The sequence below is a fragment of the Pseudomonas sp. W15Feb34 genome, from assembly GCF_023127765.1.
GTDB classification, from domain to species: Bacteria; Pseudomonadota; Gammaproteobacteria; order Pseudomonadales; family Pseudomonadaceae; genus Aquipseudomonas; species Aquipseudomonas synxantha_A.
Window position 1 is genome coordinate 63,937 of sequence record NZ_SPKN01000042.1, and the last position, 17,012, is coordinate 80,948.

The 17,012-nt window shown below is 60.4% G+C and carries 11 protein-coding genes; 6 read left to right on the forward strand and 5 right to left on the reverse strand.

Annotated features, from left to right (window positions below):
• Positions 1-660 (reverse strand): GntR family transcriptional regulator, encoded by a 660-nt coding sequence (locus E4O97_RS19260; RefSeq protein ID WP_005790326.1) that lies wholly within the window; start codon positions 658-660, stop codon positions 1-3.
• Positions 661-940: 280 nt separating this feature from the next.
• On the opposite strand from E4O97_RS19260, the gene xdhA reads away from it, so the two are divergent.
• The 4 genes from xdhA to guaD all read left to right on the forward strand — a co-directional run bounded on the left by xdhA (position 941) and on the right by guaD (position 7,059).
• Complete coding sequence (xdhA, locus tag E4O97_RS19265) at positions 941-2,389, forward strand: xanthine dehydrogenase small subunit (RefSeq protein WP_248161981.1); 1,449 nt, start codon at positions 941-943, stop codon at positions 2,387-2,389.
• The gene (gene xdhB / locus E4O97_RS19270; protein ID WP_103733631.1) at positions 2,382-4,781 is read left to right on the forward strand and encodes a xanthine dehydrogenase molybdopterin binding subunit; all 2,400 of its coding nucleotides are present in this window, start codon (positions 2,382-2,384) and stop codon (positions 4,779-4,781) included. The genes xdhA and xdhB overlap by 8 nt, the downstream gene beginning before the upstream one ends.
• A gap of 123 nt (positions 4,782-4,904) precedes the next feature.
• Positions 4,905-5,747, forward strand: a complete 843-nt coding sequence (xdhC, locus tag E4O97_RS19275; RefSeq protein ID WP_078822049.1) for a xanthine dehydrogenase accessory protein XdhC — start codon at positions 4,905-4,907, stop codon at positions 5,745-5,747.
• Between the two features lie 7 nt (positions 5,748-5,754).
• Positions 5,755-7,059, forward strand: a complete 1,305-nt coding sequence (gene guaD, locus E4O97_RS19280; protein WP_032879939.1) for a guanine deaminase — start codon at positions 5,755-5,757, stop codon at positions 7,057-7,059.
• Positions 7,060-7,198: 139 nt separating this feature from the next.
• Here guaD and E4O97_RS19285 read toward each other — a convergent pair whose 3' ends face one another.
• Entirely contained in the window at positions 7,199-7,963 is a 765-nt protein-coding gene (locus tag E4O97_RS19285; protein WP_056845646.1) for a GntR family transcriptional regulator, read from the reverse strand.
• Positions 7,964-8,207: 244 nt separating this feature from the next.
• On the opposite strand from E4O97_RS19285, the gene E4O97_RS19290 reads away from it, so the two are divergent.
• Positions 8,208-9,398 (forward strand): benzoate/H(+) symporter BenE family transporter, encoded by a 1,191-nt coding sequence (locus tag E4O97_RS19290; RefSeq protein WP_032879937.1) that lies wholly within the window; start codon positions 8,208-8,210, stop codon positions 9,396-9,398.
• Between the two features lie 37 nt (positions 9,399-9,435).
• On the opposite strand, the gene E4O97_RS19295 is transcribed toward E4O97_RS19290, so the two are convergent.
• The gene (locus E4O97_RS19295) at positions 9,436-9,780 is read right to left on the reverse strand and encodes a YggL family protein (protein ID WP_003193255.1); all 345 of its coding nucleotides are present in this window, start codon (positions 9,778-9,780) and stop codon (positions 9,436-9,438) included.
• A 236-nt stretch (positions 9,781-10,016) separates the two neighbouring features.
• On the opposite strand from E4O97_RS19295, the gene dacB reads away from it, so the two are divergent.
• Positions 10,017-11,477: a D-alanyl-D-alanine carboxypeptidase/D-alanyl-D-alanine-endopeptidase gene (gene dacB, locus E4O97_RS19300; protein ID WP_005790339.1), complete on the forward strand. Its 1,461-nt coding sequence runs from the start codon at positions 10,017-10,019 to the stop codon at positions 11,475-11,477.
• Positions 11,478-11,558: 81 nt separating this feature from the next.
• Here the strand turns inward: dacB and E4O97_RS19305 are convergent, their stop codons facing one another.
• Together E4O97_RS19305 and rlmKL are read right to left on the reverse strand one after the other, a co-directional pair.
• Positions 11,559-13,985 carry a diguanylate cyclase gene (locus E4O97_RS19305; RefSeq protein WP_216091953.1) on the reverse strand — a complete coding sequence of 809 codons (2,427 nt, stop codon included), beginning with the start codon at positions 13,983-13,985 and terminating at the stop codon, positions 11,559-11,561.
• Between the two features lie 230 nt (positions 13,986-14,215).
• Positions 14,216-16,480, reverse strand: coding sequence for a bifunctional 23S rRNA (guanine(2069)-N(7))-methyltransferase RlmK/23S rRNA (guanine(2445)-N(2))-methyltransferase RlmL (rlmKL, locus tag E4O97_RS19310; RefSeq protein WP_216091954.1), 2,265 nt, complete (start codon positions 16,478-16,480; stop codon positions 14,216-14,218).
• Positions 16,481-17,012: the final 532 nt, after the last annotated feature.

The following is a 17,012-nucleotide window of genomic DNA, read 5'->3' on the forward strand; positions in this document are numbered from 1 at the left end:
TTAGGCGTCCGCCAACGCAGCGATGACCAGCGAGCTACTGCGCTGGCAGTAGGCCGACAGCACCAGGCGAATCTGCACCAGATCACGGGCGAGCACCGCGGCGAGCAATTGCTCGAACAGTGCCTGGAACTCGCTCATGGACGCCTTGCGCTGATCCAGGGCCAGGTAATAAGCGCGGTTCATCGCCGGCTGCAGGTTTTCAACGGTTTCCTGCAAATAAGGGTTGTTGGCGAAGGGATACGCGGCGCGCATCACGCTGAAGCTTTCTTCGACGAAGGCGCGGATGTCCTCGCGCTCCAAGCTCAGCTGCAGGCGTTGCTGGATCTGCAGGAACGGCGCCATATCGGCCTGGGTCTGCCAGCCTTCGGCCACTGCATTGCCGAGCAGGATGTACATCTCGCCCATCAACGTACACAGGCTCTGCACCTTGTGCGCGGTGAGCTCGGTGACGTGGGCGCCACGGCGCGGCAGGATCGCGATCAGATGGCGGCGTTCGAGGATCAGCAAGGCTTCGCGCACGGAACCGCGACTGACGTTGAGCGCCAGCGTGACCTTCTGTTCCTGGATCCGCTCCCCAGGCTTGAGTTCGCCGCGAATGATACGTTCGGCGAGGTGGTGAGCGATTTGCTCGGCGAGACTGTCCGGCGCCTTGAACGTCATGTTTTCCCTTCAAAATCTTCTATCGGTACAAGCGCGGCAGTGTAGCGCATTGGCCCGCTGATGGCGCTACGCCCACCGTGGCGAATTTGGCATGAAATAAGCAACGTTAACAGCCCACACGCCGCCAAAAACACCGGTTCCAGAAGACTGAACCATAATTGAAAGTGTTGCGATCGCATTTTCTTGACCCACAGGTCAGAAAACCATTGACCGAAAAGTCAGACATGACTAGATTCGGCGCAAAGCGGTTAACAACAATAATGAGTCTGCGAGGCCTTCCGTGATCCAGTTTTTACTCAACCAGGAACTCCGTAGCGAGCACGCCCTGGACCCCAACCTGACCGTGCTCAACTATCTGCGTGAGCATGTGGGCAAATCCGGTACCAAGGAAGGCTGCGCCAGCGGCGACTGCGGTGCGTGCACGGTGGTGGTCGGTGAGCTGCATACCGATGACCAAGGCACCGAGCAGATTCGTTACCGCAGCCTCAACTCCTGCCTGACTTTCGTGTCGTCGCTGCACGGCAAACAACTGATCAGCGTTGAAGATCTCAAGCACCAGGGCCAACTGCACAGCGTGCAACAGGCCATGGTCGAGTGCCATGGCTCGCAGTGCGGCTTTTGCACCCCGGGTTTCGTGATGTCGTTGTTTGCCCTGCAAAAGAACAGCGACGCCCCCGACAGCCACAAAGCCCATGAAGCCCTGGCCGGCAACCTGTGCCGCTGCACCGGTTATCGCCCGATCCTGGCCGCCGCCGAACAAGCCTGCTGCAACAAGCCTCAGGATCAGTTCGACAGCCGCGAGGCCGACACCATCGCCCGCCTTAAAAGCATCGCGCCCACCCAGACCGGCGAGCTCAACAGCGGTGACAAACGCTGCCTGGTGCCCTTGACCGTCGCCGACCTGGCCGACCTCTACGACGCCTATCCGCAAGCCCGCCTGCTGGCCGGCGGCACCGACCTGGCGCTGGAAGTGACCCAGTTCCACCGCACCCTGCCGGTGATGATCTACGTCGGCAACATTGAAGACATGAAGCGCATCGAACATTTCGACGACCGCCTGGAGATCGGCGCGGCCACCGTTCTCTCCGATTGCTACACCGCGCTACACCATGAATACCCGGACTTCGGCGAACTGCTGCAGCGCTTCGCCTCCCTGCAAATCCGCAACCAGGGCACCCTGGGCGGCAATATCGGCAACGCCTCACCGATTGGGGATTCGCCGCCACTGTTGATTGCGCTCGGCGCCCAGATCGTACTGTGCAAAGGCAACACCCGCCGCACGCTGGCGCTGGAAGACTATTTCATCGATTACCGTGTCACCGCCCGCCAGGACAGCGAGTTCATCGAGAAGATCATCGTGCCCAAGGGCCACGCACTGTTCCGTGCCTATAAGGTGTCCAAGCGCCTGGACGATGATATTTGCGCCGTGTGCGCGGCGTTCAACCTGAACATCGACAACGGTGTGATCAGCGCGGCGCGCGTTGCCTTCGGCGGCATGGCTGCCACACCAAAACGCGCAAAAAGTTGCGAGGCCGCGCTGGTGGGCGCCATCTGGAACTCGGCCACGGTCGAGAAAGCCTGCGCCGCCCTGGCACAGGACTTCACCCCGCTGTCGGACTTCCGCGCCAGCAAGGAATATCGCCTGCTCAGCGCGCAGAACCTGCTGCGCAAATACTTCATCGAACTGCAAACGCCGCACATCGAGACTCGGGTGACCGCTTATGTCTAACCATCACGCCGTCGTAAAGACCCAGGCCGAACTTGCCGAACTGTTTGCCCGGGATCTCACCTCCGGGGTCGGGCGCAGCGTCAAGCATGACAGCGCCGCCAAGCACGTCAGCGGCGAAGCGCAGTACATCGATGACCGCCTGGAATTTCCCAACCAGTTGCACCTGTATGCGCGCCTGTCCGACCGTGCCCACGCCCGCATCCTCAGTATCGACACTGCGCCCTGCTACGCCTTCGACGGCGTGCGCATTGCGATTACCCACGAAGATGTACCGGGCCTGAAAGACATCGGGCCGTTGATGCCCGGCGACCCATTGCTGGCCATCGACACTGTGCAGTTCGTCGGCCAGGTGGTGCTGGCCGTGGCGGCCCGTGACCTGGAGACCGCGCGCAAGGCGGCGATGGCGGCAGTGATCGAATACGAAGACCTGGAGCCAGTGCTGGATGTGGTCGAGGCCTTTCGCAACAAGCATTTCGTGCTCGACAGCCACACGCACCAACGCGGCGATTCGGCGTCTGCGCTGGCGAGTGCCAAGCACCGTATCCAGGGGACCCTGCATATCGGCGGCCAGGAACACTTCTATCTGGAAACCCAGATCTCTTCGGTAATGCCCACCGAAGACGGCGGCATGATCGTCTATTGCTCTACGCAAAACCCCACCGAAGTGCAGAAGCTGGTGGCCGAAGTGCTTGACGTGTCAATGAACAAGATTGTCGTGGACATGCGTCGCATGGGCGGCGGGTTCGGCGGCAAGGAAACCCAGGCCGCCAGCCCCGCCTGCCTGTGCGCGGTGGTGGCACGCTTGACCGGCCAGCCGACCAAGATGCGTTTGCCGCGGGTTGAAGACATGCTGATGACGGGCAAGCGTCACCCGTTCTATATCGAGTACGACGTGGGCTTCGACGACAACGGTCGCCTGCACGGGATCAACCTGGAACTGGCGGGTAACTGCGGCTGCTCGCCAGACCTGTCCAACTCGATTGTCGACCGCGCGATGTTCCACGCCGACAATTCGTATTACCTGGGCGATGCGACGGTCAACGGCCATCGCTGCAAGACCAACACGGCCTCCAACACCGCCTATCGCGGCTTCGGCGGCCCCCAAGGCATGGTCGCCATCGAGGAAGTGATGGACGCCATCGCCCGCCATTTAGGCCAAGACCCACTGGCGGTACGCAAGGCCAACTACTACGGCAAGACCGAGCGCAACGTCACCCACTACTACCAGACCGTCGAGCACAACATGCTCGAAGAGATGACCGCCGAACTCGAAGCCAGCAGCCAATATGCCGAACGCCGCGAAGCGATCCGTCTGTATAACGCCCACAGCCCGATCCTGAAAAAGGGCCTGGCGCTGACCCCGGTGAAATTCGGCATCTCTTTCACCGCAAGCTTCCTGAATCAGGCCGGCGCGCTGATTCATATCTACACAGACGGCAGCATCCACCTGAACCACGGCGGCACCGAGATGGGCCAAGGCTTGAATACCAAGGTCGCGCAAGTGGTGGCCGAAGTGTTCCAGGTGGACATCGACCGCGTGCAGATCACCGCCACCAACACCGACAAGGTGCCCAACACCTCGCCCACTGCGGCTTCCAGCGGCGCCGACCTGAACGGCAAGGCGGCACAGAATGCCGCCGAGACCATCAAGCAGCGCCTGGTGGAGTTCGCTGCGCGCAAGTACGACGTCAGTGAAGCGGACGTAGAGTTCCGCAACGGCCATGTGCGCGTGCGCGAGCAGATCCTGACGTTCGAAGCGTTGATCCAGCAGGCGTATTTCGGCCAGGTCTCGCTGTCGAGCACCGGTTTCTACAAGACCCCGAAAATCTTTTACGACCGCAGCCAGTCGCGCGGACGACCGTTCTACTACTACGCGTTCGGCGCCGCGTGTTGCGAAGTGATCGTCGACACCCTGACCGGCGAATACAAGATGCTGCGCACCGACATCCTCCACGATGTGGGCGCTTCGTTGAACCCGGCCATCGACATCGGCCAGGTCGAAGGCGGCTTTATCCAGGGCATGGGTTGGCTGACCATGGAAGAACTGGTGTGGAACAACAAGGGCAAGCTCATGACTAACGGCCCGGCCAGCTACAAGATCCCGGCCGTAGCGGACATGCCGCTGGACCTGCGGGTGAAACTGGTGGAGAACCGCAAGAACCCGGAGGACACAGTATTCCATTCCAAGGCCGTGGGTGAGCCGCCGTTCATGCTCGGGATTGCTTCGTGGTGCGCGATCAAAGATGCGGTGGCGAGTTTGGCTGACTATCGCCAGCAACCAAAGATCGATGCGCCGGCCACGCCCGAGCGGGTGTTGTGGGGGTGTGAGCAGATGCGGCAATTGCGGGCGGCGAAGGCTGTCGAGGCTGACACTGAATTGGCTTCGCTCTAGACCCAGGCGCTGCCATCGCGGGCAAGCCCGGCTCCCACATTTTGAGGTGCTAACCCGATCAAATGTGGGAGCTGGCTTGCCTGCGATAGCGGCCGAACTAACAGCAGAAATGTTGAGGTAGACATGGACAACTGGATCAGCGCCCTCGCCACCCTGCAAAACCAGGGCGAACCCTGCGTACTGGTGACCATCATCGAAGAGCTGGGCTCCACGCCACGTAATGCCGGTTCCAAGATGGTGATCAGTGCCGCGCGCACCTTCGACACCATCGGCGGCGGGCACCTGGAATACAAGGCAATGCAGCTCGCTCGCGACATGCTCGTGCGCGGCCAGCAAACCACTCATCTGGAGCGCTTCAGCCTCGGCGCGAGCCTGGGCCAGTGCTGCGGTGGCGTGGCGGTATTGCTGTTCGAACCCATGGGCCAGGTGCAGGCGCAGATCGCGGTGTTTGGCGCCGGCCATGTCGGGCGTGCGCTGGTGCCGTTACTGGCAAGCTTGCCCTGCCGCGTACGCTGGATCGATTCCCGTGAGCAGGAGTTTCCGGAGCACATCCCGCAAGGCGTGCGTAAAATCGTCAGTGAAGAACCGGTCGATGAAATTGCCGACCTGCCCGCGGGCAGTTACTGCATCGTCATGACCCACAATCACGCGCTGGACCTGGAACTCACCGCCGCCCTGCTCAAGCGCAATGACTTCGCCTACTTCGGCCTGATCGGCTCGAAAACCAAACGCGTCAAATTCGAACACCGCCTGCGTGACCGCGGCTTCGACACCGCACAGTTGCAACGCATGCGCTGCCCCATGGGCCTCACCGAGGTGAAGGGCAAGTTGCCGGTAGAGATCGCCATCTCCATCGCCGGCGAAATCATCGCCACCTATAACGCCAATTTCGGCCAGCACACTGCCGGCGCCGAACCCATTGCCAAACTGCTGCCGGCTTCGCGCCGCAGCCAAGCTATCAATTGAGATAACCATGCCTTTGACTCGCAAAGCCTACCGCGCCGCCATCCTGCACAGCATCGACGACCCTGCCATCGTTGGCATCGACGCCTCCTACGAGTATTTCGAAGACGGCCTGCTGGTGATCGATAACGGCCAGATCAGTGCGCTCGGCCACGCCAGCGACCTGCTGCCGACGCTGCCCGCCGACATCGACATCACGCACTACCAGGACGCATTGATCACCCCCGGCCTGATCGACACCCATATCCATCTGCCGCAAACCGGCATGGTCGGCGCCTACGGCGAGCAATTGCTGGATTGGCTCAACACCTACACCTTCCCCTGTGAAAGCCAGTTCGCCGACAAGGCCCACGCCGATAACGTCGCGGATATCTTCATCAAGGAGTTGTTGCGCAACGGCACCACCACCGCACTGGTCTTCGGCAGCGTACACCCGCAATCGGTGAACTCGTTTTTTGAAGCGGCCGAGAAACTCGACCTGCGCATGATCGCCGGCAAAGTGATGATGGACCGCAACGCGCCGGACTACCTGACCGACACACCTGAATCCGGCTATCAGGAAAGCAAGGCGTTGATCGAACGCTGGCACGGCAAAGGCCGCCTGCATTATGCCGTTACGCCACGCTTCGCCCCCACCAGCACGCCTGAGCAACTGGCGCTGGCCGGGCAATTGCTGGGCGAATACCCAGATCTGTACATGCAGACCCACATCAGTGAGAACAAGCAGGAAGTCGAGTGGGTAAACGAGCTGTTTCCCGAGCGCAACGGCTACCTGGACGTGTACGACCATTACAAACTGCTCGGCGAGCGCTCGGTGTTTGCCCACGGCGTGCACCTGTGTGACGACGAATGCGCACGGCTGGCGGAGACCGGCTCGGCGGTGGCGTTCTGCCCAACGTCGAACTTCTTCCTCGGCAGTGGGTTGTTCAACTTGCCCATGGCCGAGAAACACAAATTGAACGTAGGCCTGGGCACCGACGTGGGCGGCGGCACCAGCTTCTCGCTCCTGCAAACACTGAATGAAGCCTATAAGGTCATGCAGTTGCAGGGAGCGCGGTTGAGCCCGTTCAAGTCGCTCTATCTGGCGACCCTGGGCGGTGCGCGCGCGTTGCGTCTGGAAGACAGGATCGGCACATTGCAGCCGGGGACGGATGCGGACTTCCTGGTGCTGGACTACAACGCCACGCCACTGCTCAGCTATCGCTTGAAGCAGGCCAATAACATTGCCGAGACGTTGTTTGTGCTGATGACGCTGGGGGATGATCGGGCAGTGTTGCAAACCTATGCAGCCGGCCAGCTGGTGCACCAGCGCTGATCTCAGAGACACCACAAAACCAATGTGGGAGGGGGCTTGCTCCCGATAGCGGTGTGTCAGTCAGCCTATCTGCTCCTGACACTCTGCTATCGGGAGCAAGCCCCCTCCCACATTTTTGTCCCCCAGTGAATCAGGGCGATTACAGTTTTACCGAAGAGCGCCCAGGCTTCCTGGTCTGCAACAAATGCGAAAACACCGCATGCAAATCATCCGACGCGCTCTCTTCATCGAGGTTGAGCTTGCTGTCAATATGATCCATGTGGTGCATCATCAAGTTCACCGCCAGCACCGCATCGCGGGCTTCGATCGCGTCGATCAACTGGGTGTGCTCATCGTAGGAACAGTGTGAGCGGTTGCCGCTTTCGTACTGGGCGATGATCAATGAGGTCTGGGACACCAGGCTGCGCTGGAAGCTGATCAACGGCGCGTTCTTGGCCGCTTCGGCCAGTTTCAGGTGGAACTCGCCCGAAAGACGGATACCGGCACCACGATCACCCCGGGAGAAACTGTCGCGCTCGTCATTGACCATCTGGCGCAACTCGGCCAATTGCTCAGCGGTAGCGTGCTGCACCGCCAACTCCGTGATCGCTCGCTCCACCAGACGCCGGGCCATGAACACCTGGCGCGCTTCTTCCACACTGGGGCTGGCAACCACTGCGCCGCGATTGGGCCGCAGCAGTACCACGCCTTCATGGGCCAGGCGCGACAGTGCGCGGCGAATGATGGTGCGGCTAACGCCAAAGATCTCGCCCAGTGCCTCTTCACTCAATTTGGTTCCGGGTGCCAGGCGTTGTTCGAGGATCGCCTCGAAGATATGCGCGTAGACGATATCGTCCTGGGTTCCGCTGCGACCGGTCTTGCCGGCTCGCGGTTGTTTCTTGAGAGGTTGCAACTGTTCGTTCATGGGCACTCGGGTAGGGAGAACGGCGGCGAATTAACGGTAATACGGCAAATTCAAGGTAATACGGCAACTACGGGTCGCTGGCAAGTATCACCTAAAAACAGCGCACATTGTACACAACCCAATGCGCCAACACACTGTACGGCTGTTTGCGGCCCCGGCTGTATTGCAATGACTCGTTACGTTTGAGTTTAGGCTTGAATCTGCGCCGTCACCGGCAAATCCCAGGTAAAAGGAACACCCTTCCATGACCGACGCCACCCAAGCGCCCTTGCGCCCGCTGGCCGACACCTCCCCCTCGGCCATCGTCGCCGGTTTTATCGCCATGATGACCGGCTACACCAGCTCCCTGGTGCTGATGTTCCAGGCCGGCCAGGCCGCCGGTTTGACCACCGCACAGATTTCTTCGTGGATCTGGGCGATTTCCATCGGCATGGCGGTATGCAGCATCGGCCTGTCCCTGCGCTATCGCACACCCATCACCATCGCCTGGTCCACACCCGGCGCGGCGCTGTTGATCACCAGTTTAGGCGGCGTGAGTTATGGCGAAGCCATCGGCGCCTACATCACCTGCGCAGTGCTGGTGACCCTATGCGGGATGACCGGCAGCTTTGAAAAACTGGTCAAGCGCATCCCTGCATCGCTGGCGGCGGCGTTGCTGGCGGGGATCCTGTTCAAGATCGGCAGCGAAATCTTCGTCGCTGCGCAGCATCGCACCGGTCTGGTACTGGGGATGTTTTTCACCTACCTGATCATCAAGCGCCTGTCGCCGCGCTATGCCGTGCTTGCCGCGCTACTGATAGGCACCGCGCTGTCGGGGCTGATGGGGTTGCTGGACTTCAGCGGTTTTCATCTGGAAGTGGCGACGCCCGTATGGACCACGCCGCATTTCTCACTGGCGGCGACCATCAGCATCGGTATCCCGCTGTTTGTGGTGGCCATGACCTCGCAGAACATGCCCGGGGTCGCCGTGCTGCGGGCCGACGGCTACACCGTGCCGGCTTCGCCGCTGATCACCACCACCGGCCTGGCCTCGCTGGTGTTGGCACCGTTCGGCTCCCACGGCATCAACCTGGCGGCGATCAGCGCGGCGATCTGCACCGGGCCGCACGCCCATGAAGACCGCAACAAGCGCTACACCGCTGCGGTGTGGTGTGGGGTGTTCTATGGGATTGCCGGGGTATTCGGCGCCACGCTGGCAGCATTGTTCGCAGCCCTACCCAAGGAACTGGTGCTTTCGATTGCAGCGCTGGCGTTGTTTGGCTCGATCATCAACGGCCTGAGCATTGCCATGAATGAGCCGAAGGAGCGGGAAGCGGCGCTGATCACCTTTATGGTCACCGCGTCAGGCTTGACGTTGTTTTCCATCGGGTCGGCGTTCTGGGGGATTGTGGCGGGGGTGTTGACGCTGTTGATTCTGAATTGGCGCAAGGCATAAAAAAACGGCGACCCTCAGGTCGCCGTTTTGTTTAGTATCACTTAGCCGCGTTGATCGGCTTTTCCGGATACCACACGTCCAGCAACGGGCTGACTTCAGCCTTGGTCAGCTCGGAACGGGTTTTCAGCCAGGCTTCGACAGCTGCGCGTTGCTCTTCGGAAACCGAGCCACGCTTCTGCAGGCAAACCAGACCGTAGTCGTCGCCGCCGACATAGCCCAGACCGTTGGCTTCCATGGCTTCTTTGATGAATGCTTCGAGGAAAGCGTCGATAGCTTCTTCACTCAGGCCTTCGTTGAAGTCCAGGTTCAGTTCGAAACCCAGCTCTTGAAATTCATCAACGCACAGTTTTTTGCGCAGACGCTGGGAACGGTTAGTCGCCATTGGAACAATCCTCATAAGTAATAACGGGCGGCACTTTAGCAGTTTAAGGCGGCAATTGCCCGACTCTCTGGGACGGGCGGCATATCGGCCGTTAAAAAAACCTGATTAGCAGCTATCGTTCAGCTACAAGTGAAGCCACCTTGGGGCATAATGCCGACACTTTCGTGACCATTGAGGGATTTTCTTATATACCCCTCGCCTTTTTCACCCTTCTCAGCAGTAGGGTTTTATTTCTTATGATCAAATCGTTGCGTTCTGTATTACTTGCCAGTGTCCTTTTGCCTCTGGCCCTTTCGGCCACTGCCGCCCCCATCAATACTGCCCTGCCCCCCAGCGTCGCGCAGGCCTTGCAGAAAGCCAAACTGCCCAATACCGCGTTATCCCTGGTGATGCTGCCTCTGAACGGCCCCGGTACGCCAACCGTATTCAATGCCGACGTATCGGTGAACCCGGCCTCTACCATGAAGCTGGTGACCACTTACGCGGCCCTGGAGATGCTCGGCCCCAACCACCAGTGGAAGACCGAGTTCTACACCGACGGCACCCTCAGCGGTGGCGTGTTGCGCGGCAACCTGTACCTCAAGGGCGGCGGCGATCCCAAGCTGAACATGGAAAAGCTCTGGCTGCTGATGCGCGACCTGCGTGCCAATGGCGTGCAGCAGGTCACCGGCGACCTGGTACTGGATCGCAACTTCTTCAACCAGCCGCTGTTGCCTGATTTCAATGACGACGGCAACGACGAGAACAAGCCGTTCCTGGTCAAGCCCGATGCCTTGCTGGTCAACCTCAAGGCCCTGCGCTTCGTGACCCGTAATGATTCGGGACGCGTGATCGTGTCGGTCGAACCGCCGATTGCCAGCATTCGCATCGACAACCAGGTGAAAGTCACCAACGCCAAGCAGTGCACCGGTGACGTGCGTTACAACCCGGTGACCGCCGCCGACGGCAGTGTGACCGTGACCGTCAGCGGCCAACTGGCTGATGGCTGCAGCTCGCAGACTTACCTGTCACTGCTCGACCACGCCACCTACACCGCCGGCGCCGTGCGTGCGATCTGGAAGGAGCTGGGCGGCACCATCCAGGGCCGCGATATCCAGGCGCCAGTGCCCAAGGATGCCAAGGTGCTGGCCCGCGCATTCTCGCCGGACCTGGCGGAAATCATTCGCGACATCAACAAATACAGCAACAACACCATGGCCCAGCAACTGTTCCTGAGCCTGGGCGCGCAATTTCGCAACGATGCCGATGGCGACGATGCCAAGGCCGCGCAACGCGTCGTGCGCCAATGGCTGGCCAAAAAAGGCATCACCGCACCGCACCTGGTAATGGAGAACGGCTCCGGCCTGTCCCGCGCCGAACGGGTCAGCGCCCGCGAGATGGCGGCCATGCTGCAAGCCGCCTGGAAAAGCCCCTACGCGGCGGAGTACATCAGCTCGATGCCAATCGCCGGCACTGACGGCACCATGCGTAAACGCCTGAAGACCACAGCGATGCGCGGCGAAGCTCATGTGAAGACCGGTACCCTGAACACCGTGCGCGCCATCGCCGGGTTCAGCCGTGACAACAATGGCAACACTTGGGCGGTGGTGGCGATTCTCAACGACTCCAAGCCTTGGGGCGCGTCATCGGTGTTGGACCAGGTGCTCCTGGACCTGTATCGCCAGCCGAAGGCCGTTGCAGCCGCGCCGGTTCTGTAAAGCATCACACTACCCTGCAGGAGCGAGCTTGCTCGCGAAAAACGTCAACGATCACGCGTGTTTCCTGAGTACACGCGGCGTCTATGGTTTTTTCGCGAGCAAGCTCGCTCCTACAGTCAGTAGGGCTTGCTCGCTCCCACACGCCTCGACCCGGTCCCTGCCCGCCTGCTTGGCCACATACACTGCCGAATCAGCGCGCAGCAGCAACCCATCGATATCTTCATCGGTCCGCCAACTGGCTACGCCAAAGCTGGCAGTGACGATGCCCACCGGTTCCATCGGCGTATCGCGCAACGACTGCCACAACTGAGTTGCCAGGCTATAGGCCTGGGCACCATTGGTACTTGGGCACAGCACCACGAATTCTTCCCCACCCAGGCGGCAAAACACGTCGGTACGGCGCAAGCGCTGGCCTATGCGCTTGCACAACTCCTGCAACACCCCGTCGCCCACGGCGTGACCATGCTGGTCGTTGATGCGCTTGAAGTGATCGATATCGAGCATGATCAACGACAGTGCACCCGAGGTGCGGTTGATCCGCAGCATCTCGCCCTTGAGCCGATCCTGAAAATAACGCCGGTTATAGATGCCCGTCAGAGAGTCAGTGATGGAAAGCGCGCGCAGTTCTTCCTCGACCCGTTTGAGATCGGAAATATCCGACACATAACCGTGCCAAAGCGTACCGCCTCCAGGTAACTCTTCAGGTGTCGCTTCGCCGCGAATCCAGCGCAAGCCTCGCTGAGGCAACTGCACGCGATATTCTTCGCGCCAATGGCTCAGTTGCAACGCCGACAAACGTATCGAGGCACGCACTCGCTCAATGTCCAAGGGGTGAATGCGTTCCAGCACCTTGCCTGCATCCTGCTGTAATGCGCCAAGTTCGATTTCATAGATATCGCGCATACCTTCGCTGGCGTAAATGAAACGCCCATTGCCCTGCAGGTCCTGGGTGAACTGGAAAATCCCGCCAGGCACATGAGCACTGAGTTTTTTCAGCAGACGGTCCCGGGCGGCCAGGGCTTCATAGGCGCGCTTTTGCTCGGTGATATCCAGGTAAATTGCCAAGTGCCCGACCCACAGGCCAAAGTCGTCCAGGAGCACGGTGGCCAGCATGTTGACCGTCAGTTGGGTACCGTCCTTGCGCACCAGCGTCCACTCGCGAGCTTCATGCAGGCTGTCAGGGCTCTCCACCAGCATTGCCTGGCTCGGCGCAATACGCTTGCCTAGCGCCAGGCTCAACGGCGCAGCCCGCGCTTCGAGTTCCACGGCCAGGTGCAGGCTTTCCAGGGTCAGGCGACCCAGCACCTCTTCGGCCTTGAAACCCAACATCTGTTCGGCGCCAGCATTGAAGGTGTTGATCACACCGCGCAAATCGGTGGCGATGATCGCGACCTGAGTCGCCGCATTCAGCACACTGCGTAATTGCCCGTGAGCCCCACGCAACTCTTGCTCACGCAAGCGCAACTGCACGGTGCGCTGTTCCACCAGTTTCAGCGCACGCTGGCGCTGGCTGACCAGCACGTAGAGCAAGGCACTGAGCAAGGCGCTGAGCAGCACACCCATGCCCAGAATGGTGTTCATCGAGGAATGATTGGCCTTGTCGAACACCTCGCTGGCACGCAGGCTCAGGGCATAGACGTGATCGCCAAGGGTGAGGCGGCGTGTCGCCGTCAGGTCGCTGTTGCCCACCGTATTGCTGGATGCATACAACACCCGTTGCTGCGTATCGGAAGTGTCAACGATCTGCATGACCAGATTGTCGCGATTCGGTTTGGGCAACCCATCGGCCACCAGTTGGCGCATGCTGAGCACCGCCATGACAAAGCCGTAGGGCTCGCTGCCAACGGCTTTGCTCACTGGCGCCACCAGCAGCACGCCGGCCGCGTAGGCAGGCTCCACGCCCACCAATTGCATGGGCTGTGACACTGCCGGCCTGGCGTTTTTTTGCGCACGCTCCAGGGCTGAACGGCGCAAGGGCTGGGCCAGCAGGTCAAAACCCAAGGGCGAACCCAACAAGCTCTGCGTCTGGCTGTACAACACCGGTACGTATTCATCGCGCTCGGGCGCGGGCGCCAACTCACCCAAGCCATTGAGTTCACGGATGCTGAAAGGGATGCCACGCTGACGGGAAATCTCTTGCTCGAACGCGCTGCGCTGCTCACGAAATATGCGCGGTGCCCAGGCGTAGGCACGCGCATTGAGCAACAGAGGCTGGGCGAAGCCGTCAAACTCGGCACGGGAGACATCGCCAGAGTTGATGAAGAAACGCTGCAGGCTACCCAGGCGCAACTCCTGATCCTCAAAACGCTCCTGGATGCGGGTGTAGCGCTCATTGACCAGCAACTGGAAACGCTGGCGCACCTGTTGCTGATACAGGTCGGCAGTCGCCCACGCGACAACCATCGTCAACGCGCTGCCAGCCAACAACACCACCAATGCCACCAGCCAAGCCGACGCCTGTTCACTGATAAAACCAAGGATTTTCGGGCGGACAGCTTGCATCGGCATAGGCAACACTCACAACGCCAGTGTGCGGGGGTGTCACGTTGGCTGGGGTTTAAGTTATAGCCATTGGTCGGGTGTTTGACCAGCCTAAAAACTGCAGGGGCTTAATGTGGGAGGGGGCTTGCTCCCGATAGCGGTGGATCAGCCAATACATGGGTGACTGATACTCTGCTATCGGGAGCAAGCCCCCTCCCACACTGGATACTCGGCGCATTCAGAACTGCTGATATTAATCAGCGAGCAGTGATTTTCCAGGCCCGGTGGATCTTCGCATTGCGCGCAAAATCCGGGTCGATGGTCTTGTCGCTGATCTCTTCGACCGCATAGCGTTCGCTGAGGTTGTCTTCCAACTGGAACTTGCGGAAGTTGTTGGAGAAGTACAGCACGCCACCCGGCGCCAGGCGCGCCATGGCCAGGTCGAGCAACTGCACGTGGTCACGCTGCACGTCGAAGATACCTTCCATGCGCTTGGAGTTGGAGAAGGTCGGCGGATCGATGAAAATCATATCGAACTCATCGCGACTGGCCTCCAGCCACGCCATGACATCACCCTGCTCCAGGCGGTTCTTGTCGGAGAAACCATTGAGGGAGAAGTTGCGACGCGCCCAGTCCAGATAGGTTTTGGACAGGTCGACGCTGGTGGTGCTGCGCGCTCCACCCTTGGCAGCATGGACGCTGGCGGTGGCGGTGTAGCAATACAGGTTGAGGAAGCGCTTGCCGGCCGCTTCTTTCTGGATGCGCATACGCATCGGGCGGTGGTCGAGGAACAGGCCGGTATCCAGGTAGTCGGTGAGGTTGACCAGCAGCTTCACGCCACCTTCGCTGACCTCGGTGAACTTGCCCTGGGCGCTCTGGCGTTCGTATTGCTTGGTGCCGCTCTGACGCTCGCGACGCTTGACCACCACGCGGCTCTTGTCGACGTTCAGGGCCTGGGGAATCGCTGCCAGGGCGTCGAACATGCGCGCCGAGGCTTTTTCCGGGTCGATGGATTTTGGTGCCGCGTATTCCTGTACGTGAACCCAATCGTGGTACAGGTCGATGGCCATGGAGTACTCGGGCATGTCGGCGTCATACACACGGTAGCAATTCACCCCTTCGCGCTTGGCCCATTTGCCCAGCAGCTTGAGGTTCTTTTGCAGGCGGTTGGCAAACATCTGCCCGCCTTCGCTCAAGCGCGCCTGTTCGACCACCGGGGCCGGGGCTGGCTTGATCGGGTTGCCGTTCTTGTTGTACTGGCGCTCAACGGGCTCGGTCGGCGCCTGGTCGTAAGCCGCTTGCTCACGCTCAGCCTGGCGCTGCTCCGGCGTGCGACGTTCGCCGGTGACGAACTGATCCGGGTTGACCTTGATCAGCAGCAATTTGCACGGCAACGCGCCGTTCCAGAACGAATACTGTTTGTGGCTGCGGATGCCCATGCGCTTGCCCAGGTCCGGCGCGCCGGTGAACACCGCAGCTTCCCAGCCCATGCAGGCCTGGCGCAGGCGCTCGCCGAGGTTCTGGTAGAGGTACAACAGGCTGGCTTCGTCACCCAGGCGCTCACCGTAGGGTGGGTTGCAGATCACCAGGCCTTTCTGGTTCTGGTCCGGGCGCGGCTCGAACGTGCCCACTTCGCCCTGGTACACCTTGATCCAGTGGCTCAGGCCGGCGCGTTCGATGTTATTGCGGGCGGGTTGAATCAGGCGCGGGTCGGCTTCGTAACCGCGGACCCACAACGGTGGCTTGTTCATACCAATGGCCGCACGCTCGCTGGCCTCGGTGTGCAGCTTTTTCCACAGCGCCGGGACGTGGCCCAGCCACGTGGTGAAACCCCACAGCTCGCGGTTGAGGTTGGGGGCCATGTCGGCGGCGATCATCGCGCCTTCAACCAGGAAGGTGCCGACGCCGCACATCGGGTCGGTCAGCGCACCGCCTTCGGCTGCAATGCGTGGCCAGCCGGCGCGAATCAGGATCGCCGCTGCCAGGTTTTCCTTCAGCGGTGCCGCGCCCTGCTGCAGGCGGTAGCCACGCTGGTGCAGGCTGTGGCCGGAAAGGTCCAGGGACAGGATCGCTTCGCCACGGTCCAGGCGCAGGTGAATGCGCAGGTCCGGGTTGATCTTGTCGATGGATGGACGCTCGCCGGTTGGGGTGCGCAGCTTGTCGACGATCGCATCCTTGACCTTCAGCGCGCCGAAGTGAGTGTTGTCGATGCCCGAGCCGTGACCGCTGAACTCGACCGCCAGGGTGCCGTCGGGAACCATGTGGTCGGCCCATTCGATATCCAGCACGCCGTGGTAGAGGTCTTCGGCGTCCTTCATCGGGAAGCGCTTGAGTACCAGCAGCACACGGTTGGCCAAGCGTGACCACAGGCACAGGCGGTAGGCGGTTTCCATGTCGGCCATGCCGCGAACGGCCGAGGTGTGCTCGCGGGCGTCCTCAAGGCCAAGCCCGACGGCTTCCTCGATCAGCAGGCCTTCGAGGCCCTTGGGGCAAGTGAGGAAGAGTTCAAAACGGTCCGACATGGGGCATTCCAGGCTTTTCAGCAATAAATGAACGGGCGACGCATCGCCGGCTCGGTTTTCAATCAAGCACTTTTCTTGAAGAGTGCTCGCGTGGCACGAATGTGCCGTCCCACCCCGCTTTCCGGGCCGTTGAGCCTTGTTTGACGGGGCAGAGAAACAATGTGAAGCAACAAAAGGAAATATTCAGACCCTTCGTCGAATAATAACCGACTGCAACAGGCGGGCATTCTCACTAAAGGATTAACCCGCTTCGCTGTGCAGGGCACATCATAGCTGGCTTTGCTGCATAAAAGGGGCGAAAAACCATCCCAGCTTATGGCTATAGCATCGTTATCGTTACGTGCTTATGACAAAACGATCATTGAATACATGTGACCTATTGGTTAGAACTCAACACAGGTTGGCGCCGTAACGACGCCGACACATCGGCTCGCCACGCCGGCAGCGAGCCCACCAACGGCAGAAAAACTCTGCCCGGCCTTGGACAAGGCCGAAGGATATCTAGACAGTCAACAAGTGAGGGAAACACCCT